Below are 18,707 nucleotides of genomic sequence, written 5' to 3' on the forward strand. Positions count from 1 at the left end.
CTGCGCGGCTGATCTTGCTGATGGTCATGGCAGTTGCCTGCCTGATTCTGCTCACCAGCCTGCCCTTCGTCATCGGCGCCTTTGATCGCCGACACAACAGCGACATGGGCGCCGCCTGGCGTGCGTTGGCGTTCACCGCAACGTGGGTGTCGGGCATTGTGCTGGCGGGCAGTCTGTACAAATTCTTTCAACTGCGCGGTGGCGGCAAAGTCGTTGCGCAGACGCTTGGCGGGCGCTCTGTTAACGAAGACGTGCGCACGCTGGAAGAGCGCCAGTTAATGAACGTAGTCGAGGAAATGGCGCTGGCCTCTGGTGTCCCTGTACCGGCGGTTTACCTGCTGCCGGATGAGAGCATCAACGCTTTCGCCGCCGGATTCACGACCGAAGATGCAGCGATCGGTGTGACTCAGGGTGCAATAACACTGCTGACTCGCGACGAGTTGCAAGGCGTCATCGCCCATGAATTCAGCCATATCTACAACGGCGACATGCGCCTCAACACGCGGTTGGTGGCAGTGGTTCACGGAATACTGGTGCTGGGTTTGGCAGGCGCTTCCTTACTCGCAGGGCTAGCCAATACCGGCAAGGGTGAAAAGCGTGATGGCCGGTTGGTTTTCGTACTGGCTTGTCTCGGACTGATACTGTGCGCGGCCGGTTTTGCCGGTAGTTACTTTGGCAATCTGATCAAGGCAGCGGTCAGTCGCCAACGCGAGTTTTTGGCGGATGCCAGTGCCGTGCAATTTACGCGCAACCCCCAGGGCCTTGCCGGTGCGCTGAAAAAGATTGCCAGTCAGGGTTCGTCCTTGAGTTCACCACGAGCCCAGCAGTTCAGTCATCTGTACTTCAGCGACGGCTCAGCAAAGCCGTTGAAAAACCAGCTAGCCACTCACCCTGATATTGGCGAGCGTATTCGGCGGATTGATCCTCTTTGGGATGGCAGTTTTACCAATATCCCGGGATCAATCCAAGCGCGAACCGAGCCTCGAACCTTTCCGCATCTGTCTGACGTCTTCAGCATGGTTCCTGATTCAGCCATGGCTGTGCTTTACGAGATGAATGCGGATCAGGCTCCCATTTCTACCATCGGCGTCATCCCCCAAACTCTTAAAGATGCCGCTCACAGCACCGGTGGCGCACAGGCCATCGTCTATGGATTGCTAATTTCCCGCTCGCCTTCACTCTCGGCAATTCAACTCGATGCACTGCGAGATGATATCGACACCACAATATTCGACACCCTCAACCATCTACATGAACCGTTATTGACGCTCAATCCCGGACTGCGCGTACCGCTTCTGGATCTCGCTATCCCCAGCCTCAAGCACCTGGACAAGAAGCCCTTCGCGGCGATGAAGCAAACCATGAACCGGCTGATAAATGCCGACAACGAAACCGAGCTACTGGAGTGGACACTGCTGCGCATCGTCGAACGCAATGTCGAGGGCGCGCCTGCGGTTCAGTTCAAGTTCGGTTTGTTCCAATGCGCGGAACAATTGCTGGTTTTGCTCAACGCCATGGCCCGCGCCGGGCAGCAGAATCAACAGGCAGCCTTGCAGGCGCTGCATTTTGCCTGGGAAGGACTGACGTTCGAACCGCCGGAAGAACTGCCGATTGAACTGGAAGAACTGGCAGGACTGGAAGCGGCGATCAAGCGTCTGCGCCATCTTATGCCGGAAGAGCGGCCCGCCCTGCTCAACGCGATGACTCGTTGTGTGATGCATGACGGCGTAATCACCGTGGCTGAGGCGGAAATTTTCCGCGCGGTGGCTGATTTGCTCGATTGTCCGTTGCCACCGTTTCTGGTCGCAACTGCTGACGCGTAGACCGCCATCGCTGGCAAGCCAGACTCCCACAGGATTGCGGGGTGCTCGCAAAATCTGTGGTCACCCCGATCAACTGTGGGAGCGGGCTTGCTCGCGAATGCGGTAGCCCAGGCAATATATCTAGCAACTGACACATCGCTTTCGCGAGCAAGCCCGCTCCCACAGGGTTGTGCGATGTCGTTAAGGGTATTGATCCGCTTTACACATCAATGCATGCCAACAATGCAATTAACATATTGTTACACCTGCGCCACCATCCGCCCCAATAACATCCGTGCGCAGACTCTCCGTGGCGCACGTCATAAAAGCGGTGGAGTACTTTGCTATGACAGCCACAATCCCTCACGGCGGCTCGCGGGCCGGCGCCATTTTCCGGGTGACCTCGGGCAACTTCCTCGAACAGTTCGACTTCTTTCTGTTCGGCTTCTATGCCACACAAATCGCGTCGGTGTTCTTCCCGGCGAGCAGTGAATTCGCGTCCCTGATGATGACCTTCGCGGTGTTCGGCGCAGGCTTTTTGATGCGTCCGCTGGGGGCAATCGTGCTCGGTGCGTACATCGATGACGTCGGTCGCCGTAAGGGTTTGATCGTCACGTTGTCGATCATGGCCAGCGGCACGATATTGATTGTGTTGGTGCCCGGATACGAAACCATCGGCCTGTTTGCGCCGGCGCTGGTGCTGATCGGGCGTCTGTTACAAGGCTTCTCCGCCGGTGCGGAATTGGGCGGGGTTTCGGTGTATTTGTCCGAAATCGCTACGCCGGGCCGCAAGGGCTTTTTCACCGCGTGGCAGTCGGCCAGTCAGCAAGTAGCGATCATCGTTGCCGCTGCGTTGGGCTTCGCGCTGAACGCGTGGATGGCGCCGGACGTGATTGCCGATTGGGGCTGGCGGATTCCGTTTTTCGTCGGTTGCATGATCGTGCCGTTCATCTTTCTGTTGCGTCGTAATCTGGCGGAAACCGAAGAGTTTGCCGCGCGCAAACACCGTCCAAAGATGGGCGAAGTGTTCCGCACCCTTGGCCAGAACTGGGTGGTGGTGCTCGGCGGGATGTTGATGGTCGCCCTGACCACCACCGCGTTTTACCTGATCACCGTGTACGCGCCGACGTTCGGCAAAACCGTGCTGCACCTGAGCACCTCCGACGCGCTGCTGGTGACTTTGCTGGTCGGGGTGTCGAACTTCTTCTGGCTGCCGATCGGCGGCATGTTGTCGGATCGCATCGGCCGTCGTCCGGTGCTGATCGCGATGTCGCTGCTGGCACTGGCCACGACTTATCCGGCACTGTCCTATCTGGTGCAGGCGCCAAGCTTCAGCCACATGTTGCTGTCCCTGCTGTGGCTGTCGTTTATCTACGGCATGTACAACGGCGCGATGATTCCGGCGCTGACCGAGATCATGCCGGTCGAAGTGCGTGTGGCCGGTTTCTCTCTGGCGTATAGCCTGGCGACCGCGATTTTCGGCGGTTTCACCCCGGCCATGTCGACCTTCCTGATTCAGTACACCGGCGACAAAGCTGCGCCGGGTTACTGGATGAGCATCGGCGCGCTGTGCGCATTGTGCGCGACGCTGTACCTCTATCGCCGCGCGGGCGGCCGTCTGCAACCGGTTGCCGCATAAGGAATAATGACCATGAAAAAACTCTTCAACCTCACCGCCCTCGCCCTCTTCGCGCTCAGCGCTCTGGCACACGCCGAACAACTGAACGTGATGACGTCGGGGGGCTTCACCGCCGCCTACAAAATCCTCGGCCCGAAATTCGCTGCCGCCACCGGCAACACTCTCGACACCCAACTCGGCCCGTCGATGGGCAAGGCACCGGAAGCGATCCCCAATCGCCTCGCGCGCGGTGAACACGCCGACGTGGTGATCATGGTCGGCTATGCCCTCGATGACTTGATCAAACAAGGCAAGGTCGACCCGGCTTCCCGCGTTGAACTGGCAGACTCGCGGATCGGCCTGGTGGTGCGCAAAGGCGCGGCGAAACCGGACATCAGCAACGTCGACAACCTGAAGAAAACCCTGCTCGACGCACAGTCGGTGGCTTACTCCGACAGCGCCAGCGGCGTGTACATCGAGCAGCAGTTGTTCAAAAAACTCGGCATCGAAGATCAACTGAAACCGAAAGCGAAGATGATCCCGAAAGTCCCGGTGGGCTCGGTGGTTGCCACTGGCGACTATCAACTGGGCTTCCAGCAAGTCAGCGAATTGCTGCCGGTGCCGGGGGTGAGTTTTGTCGCGAAGATTCCAGAATCGGTGCAGTCGGTGACGCGTTTTGCTGCCGGTATTCCGGTGAACGCAGAACATCCGGCCGAGGCGAAAGCCTTGCTCGCTTATCTCGCCGCGCCCGCCGCCCAGGCTGACGTGCAAGCGACCGGGCTGGATTCGGTCAAGCGCTGACGGTCGGCGACACGACTTTCATTTCCACCACCAGCCGCTCCAGTTCCAATGCTGCCGGGGTCAACGTACGATCCCGGCGCTTGATGATGCCGACGCTGCGCATCACCTGCGGATCGGTCAGCGGCACTCGCGTCAGAATCGGATGATCCGGCCCCGGCATCGCCATCAACGGCACCGCCGCCACGCCCAACCCCGCCTCCACCAAACCAATCATCGTCGTCACATGCAGGGTTTCGCAGATACTTTGACGTTGCGGCACCACCCGGCTCAACGCTTGATCGAGCAAAAAGCGATTGCCCGAGGTCTTGTCCAGCGAGATGTAATCCTGCTGATAAAACTCGTCCCACGTCACGCTGCTGCGCCCGGCCAACGGGTGATCGCGGCGACAAGCGACCACGTAGCACTCCTGCACAAGCGGTTCGAAATCGACTTTGGCATCCTGCGTGCCCATAAAACTCAAACCGAAATCCGCCTCGCCGTTGACCACGGCGGTAAGGACATCGTGGGCGCTGGAGTCGAGGACTTTGACCTTGATTCGCGGAAATTGCTGGTGATAGCGGGCGACCACGCGCGGCATGAAGAAGTACGCGGCAGACGGCACGCAGGCGACGGTGACGTGGCCCAATCGGGTCGAGGCGACTTCGCTGATGCCGAGCAGCGCAACATCCAGATCATCCAGCAAACGCTCGACGCTGGGCAGAAACCCGCGTCCGGCCTGAGTCAGGCTGACTTTGCGCGTGGTGCGTTCGAACAGTTTTACGCCGAGCGCGTCTTCGAGCTTTTCGATGCGCCGGCTCAGGGCTGGTTGCGACAGACGCACGGTGTCGGCGGCCTTGCGGAAACTGCCCTGCTCGACCACCGCGCGAAAGGCTTGCAGGTCGTTGAGGTCGAAGTTGATGGCCATGGCGAACTCGCAGGGATTGATACGCAGGGGTTATAAATGTAACCAATTGATGCAAATTATTACAGACTCACCGCATAACCCTGTGGGAGCGGGCTTGCTCGCGAATGCGGTTGCAGCAGAGAAATATCCATCAACTGACACACCGCTTTCGCGAGCAAGCCCGCTCCCACATTGGATCTGTGGTGGATATGCAATCGTTTCAACCCTTATCCTTGCCGCATTCGCCGTACCGTTGTCAGGAGTAAACCCATGCCCCATGAAGGCAATTTGTTACAAGCCATCGTCGTCTTTCTATTGGCGGCGGTGCTTATCGTGCCTTTGGCCAAGCGTCTGCAATTGGGCGCTGTGCTCGGTTATCTGTTTGCCGGGGTGATCATCGGCCCGTCCGTACTGGGGCTGATCGGCAACCCGCAAAGCGTCAGCCATATTTCTGAATTGGGCGTGGTGTTGCTGCTGTTCATCATTGGCCTTGAGCTGTCGCCGCGACGGTTGTGGGTGATGCGTAAATCGGTGTTCGGCGTTGGCCTGGCGCAGGTGCTGCTGACGGCCTCGGTGATTGGTGTATTGGCGTTGTTCGCCTTCGGCCAACCGCTCAACAGCGCAATTGTGCTCGGCCTCGGTCTGGCCTTGTCGTCCACCGCTTTTGGCCTGCAAAGCCTGGCCGAGCGCAAAGAGCTGACCAGCCCTCACGGTCGGCTGGCGTTTGCGATTTTGCTGTTTCAGGACATTGCGGCGATCCCGTTGATTGCGCTGGTGCCAATGCTGGCCGGCGGCGATCACACCACCAGCGCCGCTCAAGACCTCAACCACGGTTTACAGGTGCTGGGCAGTATTGCCGTGGTCGTAGTCGGCGGCCGTTATCTGTTGCGCCCGGTGTTTCGTATTGTCGCGAAAACCGGACTGCCGGAAGTCTCGACCGCCACCGCGTTGCTGGTGGTGATCGGCACGGCGTGGCTGATGGATCTGGTCGGCGTGTCGATGGCACTGGGCGCGTTTCTCGCCGGCCTGCTGTTGGCGGATTCGGAATATCGCCATGAGCTGGAAGCGCAGATCGAACCGTTCAAAGGTTTGCTGCTCGGCCTGTTTTTCATCAGCGTCGGCATGGGCGCCAACCTCAGTTTGCTGCTCAGTGCGCCGATTACGGTGCTCGGGCTGACCTTGCTGTTGATTGGCCTGAAACTGCCGCTGCTGTTTGTCGTGGGACGCCTGGCTGGCGGGCTGAACAAGGTCAGTGCGATTCGTCTCGGTATCGTGTTGGCGGCCGGCGGTGAGTTTGCCTTTGTGGTGTTCAAGATCGGTCGCGACCAGAACCTGTTCGATCCGCGCCTGTACGATTTGCTGGTGCTGACCATCACCCTGTCGATGGCGGTGACGCCGCTGCTGTTGTTGATCTGCGCCAAAATGGTCAGCCCGAAAGTGCAGCCGGTGGAAGTCCCGGAGAAATTTCGCGAAATCGATACCGACAGCCCGCGCGTGGTGATCGCTGGCATGGGACGGATGGGTCAGATCGTCGCGCGGATTTTGCGTGCGCAGAACATCAAGTTTGTCGCCCTCGACACGTCGGTGGAAACCATCGAACTGTCGCGCAGCTTCGGCGGTGTGCCGGTGTTCTACGGCGACCCGATGCGCCCGGAGATTCTCAACGCGGCGAAGGTTGGCGAGGCGGAATATTTCGTGATTGCCACGGACGATCCGGAGACCAACATCAAGACCGCCGAAGTGGTGCGCAAGCTGTATCCGCACATGAAAATCATCGCTCGCGCGCGCAACCGTCAGCATGTTCACCGTTTGGTGGACGTCGGGGCTGAGGCGATTCGTGAAACGTACTACTCAAGTCTGGAAATGAGCCGGCGCACGTTGGTGGGGCTTGGGTTGACGCAAGCGCAGGCTGATGCGCGGATCAAACGCTTCAAGCACCACGATGAACAGGTGCTGGAAGCGCAACATGCGGTTTATGACGACATGGCCAAGGTGCTGCAAACCGCCCAGGAAGCCAGGGCCGAGCTGGCGCGGCTGTTTGAGTCGGATCAGCTGGAAGAGGAATCGCGCAAGGTTTAAACCTCTGCACAGATCCAAATGTGGGAGCGGGCTTGCTCGCGAATGCGGTGTGCCAGATGCAGATAGGTGCACTGACACTCCCTTTTCGCGAGCAAGCCCGCTCCCACATTTTGGATTGGTGTTGGCTTAAGCCAACTCCAGCTCCTGTACTTGCTTGACCGGCGCGGCTTCAAAGCGATCCGCCAGAAACGGCGTGATGTCCAGCGGCAACGGCTCATCGTTGACCAGTTTGTCCAGCAATACGCCGGTAATCGCCGAGGTCAGAATCCCGGTGCGGAAGTGTCCGCAGGCATTCAAATACCCTTGCACGCCGCGCATCGGCCCCAGAATCGGCAACTCATCCGGCGAACCCGGGCGCAATCCCGCCCATGTGCGTTTCAGGTTCACATCCTTGAGCTCTGGCAAACAGCGCACCGCGCCCTGCACCAGCCCGGCAATTTCCGGATAGGTGGTGGTGACGTCGAAGCCTTTGTCTTCGGTGGTGCTGCCGATCAGGATTTCGCCGTTGTCCTTTTGCGCCACGTAGCAATCACTGGTGGTCAGGCAGCCGTTGAGGATTTTCGGCATGCGTTCGGTCAGCAGAATCTGGCCCTTCACCGGTTTTACCGGAATACGGATGCCGGTCGCCCACTCGCTCAAATCTGCCGCCCAGGCACCGCCCGCGTTGATCAGGGTTTTGCAGTGGAACACGCCTTCTTCCGCGGTTTGCACGCCGGTCACCCGCGAACCGTGATGCAACACACCGGTCACGTTAGTGTTGACGTAGATATCGACGCCGTTCTGCCGCGCACCTTCGGTGTAGGCATCGGCGAGACGGAACGGGCTGACCTGATGGTCGCAAAGGAATTCCAGCGCCCCGCGTGCTTCGTGGCTGACACTCGGTTCAGCCGCGCGCAACTCGGCTTGATCAAGCCAGCGCACTTGATCGGCCAGATGCGGAATGCAGCCGACGATATGCTCGGCGTACAACCGATCCTCATCGTCATAGATAACGAATTTCAACCCGGTTTTTTCGAACTTGAAATCCATCCCGTGGTTGTCCTTCAACTCACGGTGCAGCGCCGGGTACAGCGCGTTGGATTGCAAGGCGAAGTCGAAGAATGACGGCGGCAAAATGTGCGGCGTGCTCGAGTCGACTGCAACAGCGGCGCCTTGGGTTTCGCGCTTGCGGTTGGCCGACATCATGCGAAAAAAGATCACCCCGCACCCTAGGCCCACCGACTCGCCGATCGCCCACAAACCGCCGGCCGAAGCACGCGTCGCGTTGCCCGGGCGCTTGGCGTCGATCAGGGCGACTTTAAGATTTTTGCGTTTTGATAATTGATAGGCGCAGGACGCGCCGATCACGCCACCACCGGCGATGATCACGTCGTAGAACTTACTCATGGGAAACGGCCTCCGTGCCGACGGACTGAAACGCGGAAAAGGGAATCGGATCAATCGGGAAACGCGGGCGCAGCCAGCCGACATCCTTACGTCCGGTGGCCTGGCGCAAACGGTCGCTGCAATAGCCGACGCACATGCGCCCCTGACAATCGCCCATGCTCACGCGGGTGCGCATTTTCAGACTGGCGATGTCTTGCACGCCTTGCTCTAGCGCCAGATCTATGTCGGCACGGGTGGCGTGTTCGCAGCGGCAGATCACCGTGTCGGCCGCGGGCAATGCCGTTTGGCCAACCCCGCGTTCGGTGTAGCGATCGACCGCCGCGCGAAACCGCACAATGGCTTTGAGTTTGCTCAGAAAGCGGTCGCGGCGAATCTGCGCCAGTTCCTCTTCGAAGACGCCGCGTTGCAGGAGGATCGACGTGGCGGCAATTTTGCCGGCGAGCATCGCCGCTTCACCGCCGCGAATCCCGCCCATGTCGCCGGCCAGATGCACGTGAGGCTGATTGCTTTGCTGCCAGATATTCGAGTGCGCGCGCAAATATCCATCGTCACTGAAGCCGTGATCCAGGCCCATTTGCTGACTGAGCTGAGTACGTGGAATAAAGCCGTAACCGACGGCCAGTGTCTGCGCTTCGAAACGCTCGACGCGGGCCATGTCCGGCTCCCAAGTGGCCGAGTACGGTGCGACGCTGACGCTTTTGAGCTCGCCCTCGCCGTGGGCTTCGACCACGCCCCAGCCGTAGTTCATCGGGATGCCGTGCAGTTTCAGGTAGGCCAGCATGCTCAAGCCATCGAGGAACAGCTGCGGCTTGTTCAGCAGCGCCAGACTCTCGCGGGCGATCTTGCCGAACGCACAGGCCTCGTAAACACCCGCGACTTTGACGCCGGATGCGTGCAGTTGCGTAGCCACCAAGGGCAGCAGCGGCCCGGTACCGGCGATGATCACCGGCCCTCGCGGTTTGACCACGCCGCTCTTGATTTGCAGCTGCAGACCGCCGAGCAGAATCACCCCCGGCAGGGTCCAGCCGGGAAACGGCACACTGCGTTCGTGACAACCGGCCGCCAACAACAACTGCGGGTATTCGATTTCGTGCAGTTGCTCGTCGCCATCAAGCACCACCAGCGCGCGAGTACCTTCGGCGCCGACCACCCGATGGTTGAGACGCACATCAATCAACTCGGCGTATTCCTGAAATTCACCGTGCAGTTTGCCCAGTGCCTCGGAATAGCGCGGGCCCAGGTAATCAAGCTGTACGCCGTCACGCAAGGGGCCACGATAGACCACGCCACCGAGGCGCGACGCCTCTTCCAGCACCGTGCAACGCACACCGTGGCGCGCCAGTTCAATCGCCGCTGCCATGCCCGCCGGGCCACCGCCAACAATCACCGGATGCAGGTTCATACGACCTCCTGCGCGTTGATGCGGTTGACCTGGGTTTCAATCTGCATGCCGTCGCGAACCACGGTCTGGCAGGCGCGGCGTTTGTGCCGGCCGTTGATTCTCACCAGACAGCACTGACACACGCCCATGCCGCAGTAGGCGCCGCTGATCTGGTTGTGATCGTTGCGTGCGATCTGGCGCATGCCGAGGGCTTGAATGACGCTGAGGACGGTTTCGCCGATGGCGGCGTGGACTGCTTGGCCGTTGATGTGGACGGTCATATCCGCCTGCGCCAAGGGCTGGATATCGAAGGATCTTTCTAGGCAGTGCATTGCGGTTCATCCGTGAAAAGTTCAGGGGAGTCTTGCGTCAGCTCCTTGCTGCACTACAGCGTGTCGACGTGTTCACTACGTTTGATTCGAGCGTCGTTTCGGCTACTTCGTCAGCGCAGTACATGCGCGTGAAGCACTGTAGCTCATGCACCAGCAAAGGCCTGGATCAAATACGTTAGTGAATATTCCAGAGGGAAATATTGATCCAGATCGCTTGCGCGGTGATTTATCCGGAAACGAAAAAGCCGCTTGCACCCGAAGGTGCAAGCGGCCGAGGCATAAGCCCCAATAGATCAGTGTACGAACAGGGCGATCAGGATGATGATCGGGATCGGGACGCCGAGGAAAAACAGCAGAAGTGAGCGCATGGTGATGCTCCTTGTTTAACGGACTGGAGTGGTCGTGGTGTAGGTATCGACTTCAACGTACTCGACCGCATCGCGACGACGACCGCCGAAGGTGGCCGCGAGGCTGGCGAAGAAGGCACCGGCCAGGAGCGCGATGAACATCCACAGCGAAGTCCAGGCAGCGACTTTGGCAGCGGTGTCGGCAGCTTGCTGGGCTTTGACTTTGGCATCAGCGATGGCTTTCTGAGTGCGGGCGTAGACTTCGTCTACACGGCGCTCGGCATCAGCCTGCGACAAGTTAGTACGTTGAGCGACCAGTTGCGCGAGGTAGGTACGATCCTCGGCACTCAACTGACCGTTGGCCAGGCTTTGCGCAAAGATGCGGGCCACGGCGCCATGGGCAGCGTCATCGCTGACCGAAGCCGGACGGTCATCGCGGAACAGGCTGTCGATGAAGTAGCCGTACTGGTTGCTGTCAGTGGTCGCGGCTGCAGTACCGGCCGCTTGGGTCATGGCACTGGCGGCACCGCCCGCAACGCTGGCACCGGCCTGTACACCGCCGCTGACAATACTGCTGACCGAGCCGACCACCAATGTTGCGGTGACCAACGTTGCCACACACCAGGCGAGGAAACCGTGCGCGGTGTCGCGGAAGTACACCTCGTCACCGTGCATGTTCGCCCACTTGACGCGCAGACGCCCGGCCACATAGCCGCCCATGCCGGAAGCGATAATTTGCGTCGCCGCCAGCCAGACAATCGTTGAAATACCCAGGCCCTTGGCACTTACGCCCTCCCCGGCCCACGGTGAAACAGCGGAGAAACCCAAACCGAAACCGAGCAGTACAAGGATCAACGACAATGCCGCAGCCGCCGCCGCGCCAGCGAAGATCGCGCCCCAGGACACCCCTGAGACGTTGCTCGAATCTCCTTCAAAGGCAGGATAAAACCCATCAGAGGATCTATTCATTGTTGTTCTGCTCCAGGCATGAAAAATGGTGTTACAACTCGTTCGAGAGAGGAATTGCAGCGACCGTGCCAGATACAGAGATTAAATAAATCGTTTATTTTCAATCAGTTATAAAGAATGAACTTCCTAAGACCATGCAAATTGCAACAAGCTGTGAATTACAGCGGGTTTTATGCATTAGTCTGCATTGACCCGCAGCAAGCGAATCTGCGTTTCTGACAGCCCTTACATGAAAGTTAATTTAAAGCGTCAGGCAAAAATCTTGGCAAAATGCTGCCATTCCGTTTCAACCGATCAGCAGGCCTGCCCATGACTCGCATTTTGACCATCGAAGACGACGCCGTGACCGCCCGGGAAATCGTTGCCGAACTGAGCAGCCATGGCCTGGACGTGGATTGGGTCGACAATGGCCGAGAAGGCCTGGACCGTGCCGTCAGCGGTAACTACGACCTGATCACCCTCGATCGCATGCTGCCCGAACTGGATGGTCTGGCCATCGTCACCACGCTGCGCACCATGGGCGTATCGACACCGATTCTGATGATCAGCGCCCTCTCCGATGTCGATGAACGCGTGCGCGGTTTGCGCGCCGGTGGTGATGACTACCTGACCAAACCGTTCGCCACCGATGAGATGGCCGCGCGGGTTGAAGTGCTGTTGCGCCGCCAGAGCAGCGCCGATACGCCACCGACCACGTTGCAAGTCGCCGACCTTGAGCTGGATTTGATCAGCCACGAAGCACGCCGCGCCGAACAAGTGCTGACGCTGCTGCCGACCGAATATAAATTGCTCGAGTTTCTGATGCGCAACAGCGGCCAGATCCTCTCGCGGATGATGATTTTCGAGGAAGTCTGGGGTTATCACTTCGACCCGGGCACCAACCTGATCGACGTGCACATCGGCCGCTTGCGCAAGAAAATCGACGCGGTGGGCAATGTTCCACTGATCCGCACGGTACGGGGCTCCGGTTATGTCATTGCCGAACCCGTCTGACGGTTGGCGCTCTTCCAGCAGCCGCTTGCTGGCGCTGTACAGTTCGTTGTTCGTGGCCTGGAGCGCGATCCTCATGGGGGTCATGTATTACGAGGTGTCCAGCTACCTCGATAACCTCGCCAAGCATTCGCTGATGCAACGTCAGCATCTGTTCTCGCACTTTCGCGGCGAACAATTGGAAGACGCCCTCGCCGCGAGCATGACCTTCGACATTCGTGGCATCGACGCTTATGGCCTGTTCGACGTCGAAGGCCGCTACCTTGGCGGCGCACTGCAACAAATCCCCGAAGGTCTGCCGCTGGACGGCAAGATTCACATGCTCGCCGACTGCGCCGGCTCCGATGATCCGACCCTGCCCAACGACAGTTGCGATGCCGTCGCCACGCAGACCCGCGACGGCCGCTGGCTGGTGCTGCTGCGCGATAACGGTTCGCTGTTCGCGGTGACGCGGATCATTCTGCATGCGTTGTTCTGGGGGGTGTCATTCACGATTCTGCCGGGGATCGCCGGTTGGCACTTGCTGCGACGCCGACCTTTGCGGCGGATCAGAGCGATTCAGGACAGCGCTCAGGCGATCGTCGCGGGCGACTTGACCCATCGCCTGCCACTGTCCAATCGCCGCGATGAACTGGACATGCTCGCCGCCATCGTCAACGCCATGCTTGAACGCATCGAGCGGCTGATGAATGAGGTCAAAGGGGTTTGCGACAACATCGCCCATGACTTGCGCACACCGTTGACCCGCTTGCGCGCGCAGTTGTATCGCATGCAGCAACAGGCGGGTGAAGGCTCGCAGGAAGCAGCGCAACTGGATCTGGTGTTGGCTGAGGCGGACACGCTGATGGCGCGGTTTCGTGGTTTGTTGCGGATTTCCGAACTGGAAGATCGCCAGCGCCGCTCCGGTTTTGTCGAGCTGGATCCGGTGCAACTGCTGCAGGAATTGCATGAGTTTTATCTGCCGCTGGCTGAAGAAGATGAGCTGCGTTTCGAGCTGAACATGCCAGAAACCTTGCCTGCATTGAACGGTGATCGGGCGCTGTTATTTGAGGCGCTGGCGAACCTGTTGAGCAACTCGATCAAGTTCACGCCGGCGGGCGGAACTGTGGTTTTGCGCGGTGTGAATGACGCAGGGCATACGCGCATCGAAGTGCACGATTCGGGGCCGGGGATTGCCGAGTCAGAGCGTGAGGCGGTGTTCCAGCGCTTCTATCGCACCGAGGGTGGGCAGCCGCAGAGCGGGTTCGGATTGGGGCTGTCGATCGTCGCGGCGATTGTCAGCTTGCATGGCTTCAACCTTGAAGTCGGCACCAGCGACCTCGGCGGCGCGAAACTGGTGCTCGACTGCCGGCAGAGCCTGATCACTAATTCCTGACGTCCATTTGGAATGCAATCAATGTGGGAGTGAGCCTGCTCGCGAAAGCGGTGTGTCAGGCAACAAATGTATCGTCTGATCCACCGCTATCGCGAGCAAGCTCGGCTCCTACAGGGTTCTTAGTCGCACAAAAAATCCCGTGCACACCACAAATCAATGTAGGAGCTGAGCTTGCTCGCGAAAGCGGTGTGTCAGGCAACAAATGTATCGACTGACCCACCGCTTTCGCGAGCAAGCTCGGCTCCTACAGGGATCTCGGCTGTACACATAATCCGGGGCACACCTGCGATCCATGTGGGAGCGGGCTTGCTCGCGAAAGCGCTGTGTCAGGCAATAAATGTATCGTCTGACCCTCCGCATTCGCGAGCAGGCTCGACTCCTACAGGGTTCTCGGCTGTACACAAAATCCCGGGCACACCACAAATCAGTGTAGGAGCTGAGCTTGCTCGCGAAAGCGGTGTGTCAGGCAACAAATGTATCGTTTGATCCTCCGCTATCGCGAGCAAGCTCGGCTCCTACAGGGATTTTGGGGAGGGTTAAGTTGGGTAGTTGGCCCGGAGGGCTTCGAGGCCGCCCTGGTAGATGCCGGTGAACAGCGCCACCACTTCGTCATCGCTCACGCCTTTGGCGGTGAAGCGCCCTGACCACGTCACCCGTGCGCCCTGCCCCTGGGCTTCAACCTTGATCGTTGCCAGATAATCGGTTGCCGGAAACGGTGCCTGCTCGATCGAGTAACTGTAGGTCTTGGCGGCGTTATCGAACGCTTGCAGGCGTTCGATAACCACGGCGCCGTCAGCGGTTTGCAAGGTGCGAACACGGCCGCCGTCGCTCAGTTCACTTTTGGGAATGAACGGCAGCCAGTCCGGCAGCGTGTTGAAGCCGCCGATCAATTGCCAGACCTGATCGGCCGAGGCCGGGATGTCGATATGTGCAGATGCAGATGCCATGGATAAACGTCTCTCTCAAGAATTCAAATAGTCAGGCTGTCGACCACGCCGCCATCGACGCGCAACGCAGCGCCCGTGGTAGCCGAGGACAGGGGCGAAGCAATGTAAGTCACCAGGTGCGCGACCTCTTCCACATCGGCAACACGCTGGATGATCGAGGTCGGGCGGGCCTTGAGCACAAAGGCGTCGGCCTCATCGCGCAAGTTGCGGCCAGACTCGGCGGCGGCATCCTTGAGCATGTCTTGCAGGCCATCGGTGAACGTCGGCCCCGGCAAAATCGCGTTCACCGTCACACCAGTGCCCGCCAAGCGCTTGGCCAAACCGTGGGACACCGCGAGGTTGGCGCTTTTCGTCACGCCATAATTGATCATGTCGGCCGGCGTCGCCACCCCGGATTCCGAGGACAGAAAGATCACCCGCCCCCAGCCCTGCTCGACCATCGCTGGCACGTAATACCGCGCCAGGCGTACGCCGGAAATCACGTTGACCTCATAGAAACGCGTCCACTCGCTGTCCGGCGCTTCGAAAAAATCCACGGCGTCGAAGATGCCAAGGTTATTCACCAGAATGTCCGCGCGCGGTTCGGCGGCGAACAGTGTCTGCGCGCCCTCCGCCGTGCCGAGGTCGGCCGCCAGACCGCGCAATTGCGCGCCCGGCACTTTTTCTCGAATGCTCGCCAACGCCTGCTCGACCTTGCCGCTGTCGCGGCCGATCACCACCACGGTGGCGCCGGCTTCCGCCAGCGACTGGCTGATGCCCAGACCGATCCCAGCGGTGCTGCCGCTGACGATGGCCAGTTTTCCACTCAGATCAATCTTCATGCTTTCACCTCATCGATGGGTAATGGTGCACGTTCAGAAACCAGTTTTGCCTCACGCATGGCCTGCCAGAATCCGGCAGGAATCACCGCCGACAACGCCGCGACATCTTCAGCGATGCGGCCGGGTTTGCTCGCGCCGGGAATCACCGCAGCAACGGCGGGGTTGGCCAGCGAAAATTGCAGCGCGGCGGCTTTTACATCAACGTTGTAAGCGGCGGCGATGCGTTTGATCTGTTCAACTTTGGCGATCACATCCGGGCTGGCCTTCTGGTATTCGAAGTGCGAACCACCGGCCAGAATGCCCGAGCTGTAAGGGCCGCCGACGACGATTTCGACGTTCTGCGCCAGCGCCGAGTCCATCAAGCGTTGCAACGGACGTTCGTGATCAAGCAGCGTGTAACGCCCGGCCAACAGAAAGCCATCAGGCTGCGCTTCGGTCAGATCGAGGGTCAACTCGCACGGTTCGACTTTGTTCACGCCCAGGCCCCAGCCATTGATCACGCCTTCTTCGCGCAAACGGGTCAGCACTTTGAACGCGCCAGTACGGGCCTGATTGAAGTATTCCAGCCATTGATCGCCGTAAAAGTCCTGAGCGATGTCGTGCACCCAGACGATGTCGAGGCGATCGGTTTGCAGGCGTTTGAGGCTGTCTTCAATCGAGCGCAGGGTCGCGTCGGCGCTGTAGTCGTTAACGATTTTGTTCGGGCGACCGTGTTCGAACACGCCGCTTTTTTCGCCGAGATCGCGGGCTGCAGCGTCTTCGACTTCATCAAGAATCACCCGGCCAACCTTGCTGCTCAGCACATAGTCGTCGCGCTTGTATTGCTTCAAGGCTTCGCCGAGGCGAATTTCCGACAGGCCCGAGCCGTAAAACGGTGCGGTGTCGAAGTAACGCACGCCGGCATCCCATGCGGCGTGCACAGTGGCCTGCGCTTCTGCTTCGGGAATGGCGCGGAACATGTTGCCCAGTGGTGCGGTGCCGAAGCCCAGTTGGCCGGGCAGTTTGTCTTTCAAGCTCATCGGATTGTCCTCATTCGTTGGTGGTCTGCGTGACCGTTGAGCAGATCCTAGATTGCGACACCGAGACCGTCCAAGACATAATGAGCAGCACTTGAGTCCCTATAGGTCTTACATGATCGACATCCGCCAATTGCGCTACTTCGTCGCCGTCGCCGAGGAAGAACACGTCGGCCGCGCCGCCGAACGGCTGCACATTTCCCAATCGCCGCTGAGCCGGCAGATCGCTCAGCTTGAAGAGCGCCTCGGCTTGACGCTGTTCGAACGCAGCCAGCAGCGCATACGGCTGACCCGCGATGGCCAGACCTTTCTCGCCGAAACACGCGCACTGCTTACGCACGCCAATCGCCTCGAATCCCTCGGTAAACGCTTGGGTCGTGGCGAAGAAGGCGGTTTGTGCATCGGCTATATCGAGAACGCCATGCACGCCGGGGTTTTGCCCAATGCCCTGCGTGTGTTGCGGGTCGATCGGCCGAATGTCCACGTCGCGCTGTACAACCTGAGTTCCGCCGAGCAACTCGAAGGCCTGCGTCAGCGTAGTCTCGATATCGCATTGGTGAGTGAGCCGCCGACCGATGACGACCCGGATCTGCTGGGTTTTCAGGTGCTGGATGACCCGATGCTGCTGGCGCTGCCGGAACAGCATCCGCTGACGCAGCAGGCGGTGTTGAGTCCGCAGGATCTGGCGGATCAGGAATGGATCGGCGTGCAGCCACGTCAGGATGCGAGTGATGAATTCGTTAGCGCGTGCATCCGAGCGGGTTTTACGCCGGATGTGCGCATGCAGGCGACTGAGCCGTTCACCGCGCTGGGGCTGGTGGCATCGGGGCTGGGGATTGCGATGATTCAGAAAGGCCTGAGCCATAACGCGCCTCCCGGGGTCGTGCTGCGTGAGGTGCCTTGGCTGGCGTTTACCACACCGTTGTGGGCGGCGTGGCACCGGATCAATTTGCGGCCGTTGGTGGAAACCTTCCGCAAAGTCCTCACCGCCGCACAACCTGTCCCTTGTGGGAGCGAGCCTGCTCGCGAAAGCGGTCTGCCAGTTACCGGCAATATTGACTGAACCACCGCATTCGCGAGCAGGCTCGCTCCCACAGGGGTTGGTGGCGTACGCAAATTCTGTGTGCACCGCAAATCCCTGTAGGAGCTGCCGAAGGCTGCGATCTTTTGATCTTGTTTTTAAAAGAACAGGATCAAAAGATCGCAGCCTTCGGCAGCTCCTACGGGGATCTACACTGCAAGAGTGTGTATGCCGCCGTGAGAACGCCATGAGAATGTCAGCGCAAATGACCGTAGTCGCCGTGCTCGCCACCCTCGCCTATCTGGGCCTGGCGGTGTGGGGCATTGGTGGCGTGGGGATGTTCTTTTCCCACGGCTCGCTGGTGGTGGTGGCGCTGGCCACTGTGGCGATGGTGATCGCGTCGATGTTTACCGAGGTCAACCTGAGCTCCGGCGAACGCGAGGATCGCGCCAATCGCTGGGTGCTTCCGGCGTTTGGCGTGATTGGTTTGCTCAGCGGTTTTCTACCCGCGTACTGCGATCGGCTGAATTTCTGGACGTTTGGCGGCGAAGGTGTGCGCTGGCTTGGCGCGTTGTTGTTCATCATTGGCGGGGCGCTGCGCTTGTGGCCGGTGTTTGTCTTGGGCCACCGATTCAGCGGGTTGGTGGCGATTCAGCCGGGGCATCGGTTGGTCACGGATGGGATTTATCAGCACCTGCGCAACCCGAGTTATCTGGGGTTGGTGGTGAATGCGCTGGGATGGGCGCTGGCGTTTCGCTCGAGTGTCGGGTTGTTGCTGGCGGCGCTGACGTTGATCCCGTTGATTGCGCGTATTCATTCAGAAGAGGCGCTGCTGCGCGGGCAGTTTGGCGCCGAGTACGATGCTTATTGCACGCGCAGCTGGCGCCTACTGCCGGGTGTCTACTGACCCAAGAACAACGATTAACCCCTGTGGGAGCG

16 protein-coding genes are annotated in these 18,707 nt (G+C 59.6%); 8 read left to right on the forward strand and 8 right to left on the reverse strand.

Going from position 1 to position 18,707, the window contains the following annotated elements; translation table 11 throughout:
• Positions 1 to 20 precede the first annotated feature (20 nt).
• The 3 genes from ACIP1X_RS12160 to ACIP1X_RS12170 all read left to right on the forward strand — a co-directional run bounded on the left by ACIP1X_RS12160 (position 21) and on the right by ACIP1X_RS12170 (position 4,221).
• Positions 21 to 1,823: a M48 family metallopeptidase gene (locus ACIP1X_RS12160; protein WP_400752407.1), complete on the forward strand. Its 1,803-nt coding sequence runs from the start codon at positions 21 to 23 to the stop codon at positions 1,821 to 1,823.
• A 325-nt stretch (positions 1,824 to 2,148) separates the two neighbouring features.
• Complete coding sequence (locus ACIP1X_RS12165; RefSeq protein ID WP_053121470.1) at positions 2,149 to 3,441, forward strand: MFS transporter; 1,293 nt, start codon at positions 2,149 to 2,151, stop codon at positions 3,439 to 3,441.
• A 12-nt stretch (positions 3,442 to 3,453) separates the two neighbouring features.
• Positions 3,454 to 4,221: a substrate-binding domain-containing protein gene (locus ACIP1X_RS12170; protein WP_400752308.1), complete on the forward strand. Its 768-nt coding sequence runs from the start codon at positions 3,454 to 3,456 to the stop codon at positions 4,219 to 4,221.
• Here the strand turns inward: ACIP1X_RS12170 and ACIP1X_RS12175 are convergent.
• A complete protein-coding gene (locus ACIP1X_RS12175) occupies positions 4,211 to 5,125 on the reverse strand; it encodes a LysR family transcriptional regulator (protein WP_212544650.1) in 915 nt (304 codons plus the stop codon). The two genes, ACIP1X_RS12170 and ACIP1X_RS12175, sit on opposite strands and share 11 nt — an antisense overlap.
• A 249-nt stretch (positions 5,126 to 5,374) precedes the next feature.
• On the opposite strand from ACIP1X_RS12175, the gene ACIP1X_RS12180 reads away from it, so the two are divergent.
• Positions 5,375 to 7,183 (forward strand): monovalent cation:proton antiporter-2 (CPA2) family protein, encoded by a 1,809-nt coding sequence (locus ACIP1X_RS12180; RefSeq protein WP_400752311.1) that lies wholly within the window; start codon positions 5,375 to 5,377, stop codon positions 7,181 to 7,183.
• 126 nt (positions 7,184 to 7,309) lie between these two features.
• Here the strand turns inward: ACIP1X_RS12180 and hcnC are convergent, their stop codons facing one another.
• The 4 genes from hcnC to ACIP1X_RS12200 form a co-directional block, all read right to left on the reverse strand.
• Positions 7,310 to 8,569, reverse strand: coding sequence for a cyanide-forming glycine dehydrogenase subunit HcnC (gene hcnC, locus ACIP1X_RS12185; protein ID WP_400752313.1), 1,260 nt, complete (start codon positions 8,567 to 8,569; stop codon positions 7,310 to 7,312).
• On the reverse strand, positions 8,562 to 9,971 hold the full coding sequence (gene hcnB, locus ACIP1X_RS12190) for a cyanide-forming glycine dehydrogenase subunit HcnB (RefSeq protein WP_400752316.1): 1,410 nt from the start codon (positions 9,969 to 9,971) through the stop codon (positions 8,562 to 8,564). Before hcnB ends, hcnC begins: the two co-directional genes overlap by 8 nt.
• Positions 9,968 to 10,282 (reverse strand): (2Fe-2S)-binding protein, encoded by a 315-nt coding sequence (locus ACIP1X_RS12195; RefSeq protein ID WP_400752317.1) that lies wholly within the window; start codon positions 10,280 to 10,282, stop codon positions 9,968 to 9,970. Before ACIP1X_RS12195 ends, hcnB begins: the two co-directional genes overlap by 4 nt.
• Before the next feature lie 383 nt (positions 10,283 to 10,665).
• The gene (locus ACIP1X_RS12200; protein WP_400752320.1) at positions 10,666 to 11,598 is read right to left on the reverse strand and encodes a hypothetical protein; all 933 of its coding nucleotides are present in this window, start codon (positions 11,596 to 11,598) and stop codon (positions 10,666 to 10,668) included.
• Between the two features lie 309 nt (positions 11,599 to 11,907).
• On the opposite strand from ACIP1X_RS12200, the gene ACIP1X_RS12205 reads away from it, so the two are divergent.
• Positions 11,908 to 12,591 carry a response regulator transcription factor gene (locus ACIP1X_RS12205; RefSeq protein ID WP_212544654.1) on the forward strand — a complete coding sequence of 228 codons (684 nt, stop codon included), beginning with the start codon at positions 11,908 to 11,910 and terminating at the stop codon, positions 12,589 to 12,591.
• Entirely contained in the window at positions 12,569 to 13,963 is a 1,395-nt protein-coding gene (locus ACIP1X_RS12210; RefSeq protein WP_400752323.1) for a sensor histidine kinase, read from the forward strand. Before ACIP1X_RS12205 ends, ACIP1X_RS12210 begins: the two co-directional genes overlap by 23 nt.
• A 536-nt stretch (positions 13,964 to 14,499) precedes the next feature.
• Here the strand turns inward: ACIP1X_RS12210 and ACIP1X_RS12215 are convergent.
• From ACIP1X_RS12215 to ACIP1X_RS12225, 3 genes are read right to left on the reverse strand one after another with little or no spacing between them, the layout of a single operon-like run.
• The gene (locus ACIP1X_RS12215; protein ID WP_400752325.1) at positions 14,500 to 14,910 is read right to left on the reverse strand and encodes an SRPBCC family protein; all 411 of its coding nucleotides are present in this window, start codon (positions 14,908 to 14,910) and stop codon (positions 14,500 to 14,502) included.
• 23 nt (positions 14,911 to 14,933) lie between these two features.
• On the reverse strand, positions 14,934 to 15,731 hold the full coding sequence (locus tag ACIP1X_RS12220) for an SDR family NAD(P)-dependent oxidoreductase (RefSeq protein ID WP_400752327.1): 798 nt from the start codon (positions 15,729 to 15,731) through the stop codon (positions 14,934 to 14,936).
• Positions 15,728 to 16,750, reverse strand: a complete 1,023-nt coding sequence (locus ACIP1X_RS12225; protein ID WP_400752330.1) for an aldo/keto reductase — start codon at positions 16,748 to 16,750, stop codon at positions 15,728 to 15,730. The genes ACIP1X_RS12220 and ACIP1X_RS12225 overlap by 4 nt, the downstream gene beginning before the upstream one ends.
• Before the next feature lie 112 nt (positions 16,751 to 16,862).
• Between ACIP1X_RS12225 and ACIP1X_RS12230 the strand changes: the two genes are divergently transcribed.
• Both ACIP1X_RS12230 and ACIP1X_RS12235 read left to right on the forward strand, forming a co-directional pair.
• Positions 16,863 to 17,810: a LysR substrate-binding domain-containing protein gene (locus tag ACIP1X_RS12230; protein ID WP_400752410.1), complete on the forward strand. Its 948-nt coding sequence runs from the start codon at positions 16,863 to 16,865 to the stop codon at positions 17,808 to 17,810.
• A 205-nt stretch (positions 17,811 to 18,015) separates the two neighbouring features.
• Positions 18,016 to 18,675 carry an isoprenylcysteine carboxylmethyltransferase family protein gene (locus ACIP1X_RS12235; RefSeq protein WP_282359347.1) on the forward strand — a complete coding sequence of 220 codons (660 nt, stop codon included), beginning with the start codon at positions 18,016 to 18,018 and terminating at the stop codon, positions 18,673 to 18,675.
• Positions 18,676 to 18,707 lie beyond the last annotated feature (32 nt).

Source organism: Pseudomonas sp. NPDC088885 (genome assembly GCF_044750025.1).
GTDB classification, from domain to species: domain Bacteria; phylum Pseudomonadota; class Gammaproteobacteria; order Pseudomonadales; family Pseudomonadaceae; genus Aquipseudomonas; species Aquipseudomonas rustica.

What these genes read in the sequence shown, in the direction of transcription:
- ACIP1X_RS12160 (WP_400752407.1), top strand. Translation starts at nt 21, where the DNA reads ATGGTCATGGCAGTTGCCTGCCTGATTCTGCTCACCAGCCTGCCCTTC.
- ACIP1X_RS12165 (WP_053121470.1), top strand. Translation starts at nt 2,149, where the DNA reads ATGACAGCCACAATCCCTCACGGCGGCTCGCGGGCCGGCGCCATTTTC.
- ACIP1X_RS12170 (WP_400752308.1), top strand. Translation starts at nt 3,454, where the DNA reads ATGAAAAAACTCTTCAACCTCACCGCCCTCGCCCTCTTCGCGCTCAGC.
- ACIP1X_RS12175 (WP_212544650.1), bottom strand. Translation starts at nt 5,125, where the DNA reads ATGGCCATCAACTTCGACCTCAACGACCTGCAAGCCTTTCGCGCGGTG.
- ACIP1X_RS12180 (WP_400752311.1), top strand. Translation starts at nt 5,375, where the DNA reads ATGCCCCATGAAGGCAATTTGTTACAAGCCATCGTCGTCTTTCTATTG.
- hcnC (WP_400752313.1), bottom strand. Translation starts at nt 8,569, where the DNA reads ATGAGTAAGTTCTACGACGTGATCATCGCCGGTGGTGGCGTGATCGGC.
- hcnB (WP_400752316.1), bottom strand. Translation starts at nt 9,971, where the DNA reads ATGAACCTGCATCCGGTGATTGTTGGCGGTGGCCCGGCGGGCATGGCA.
- ACIP1X_RS12195 (WP_400752317.1), bottom strand. Translation starts at nt 10,282, where the DNA reads ATGCACTGCCTAGAAAGATCCTTCGATATCCAGCCCTTGGCGCAGGCG.
- ACIP1X_RS12200 (WP_400752320.1), bottom strand. Translation starts at nt 11,598, where the DNA reads ATGAATAGATCCTCTGATGGGTTTTATCCTGCCTTTGAAGGAGATTCG.
- ACIP1X_RS12205 (WP_212544654.1), top strand. Translation starts at nt 11,908, where the DNA reads ATGACTCGCATTTTGACCATCGAAGACGACGCCGTGACCGCCCGGGAA.
- ACIP1X_RS12210 (WP_400752323.1), top strand. Translation starts at nt 12,569, where the DNA reads ATGTCATTGCCGAACCCGTCTGACGGTTGGCGCTCTTCCAGCAGCCGC.
- ACIP1X_RS12215 (WP_400752325.1), bottom strand. Translation starts at nt 14,910, where the DNA reads ATGGCATCTGCATCTGCACATATCGACATCCCGGCCTCGGCCGATCAG.
- ACIP1X_RS12220 (WP_400752327.1), bottom strand. Translation starts at nt 15,731, where the DNA reads ATGAAGATTGATCTGAGTGGAAAACTGGCCATCGTCAGCGGCAGCACC.
- ACIP1X_RS12225 (WP_400752330.1), bottom strand. Translation starts at nt 16,750, where the DNA reads ATGAGCTTGAAAGACAAACTGCCCGGCCAACTGGGCTTCGGCACCGCA.
- ACIP1X_RS12230 (WP_400752410.1), top strand. Translation starts at nt 16,863, where the DNA reads ATGATCGACATCCGCCAATTGCGCTACTTCGTCGCCGTCGCCGAGGAA.
- ACIP1X_RS12235 (WP_282359347.1), top strand. Translation starts at nt 18,016, where the DNA reads ATGAGAATGTCAGCGCAAATGACCGTAGTCGCCGTGCTCGCCACCCTC.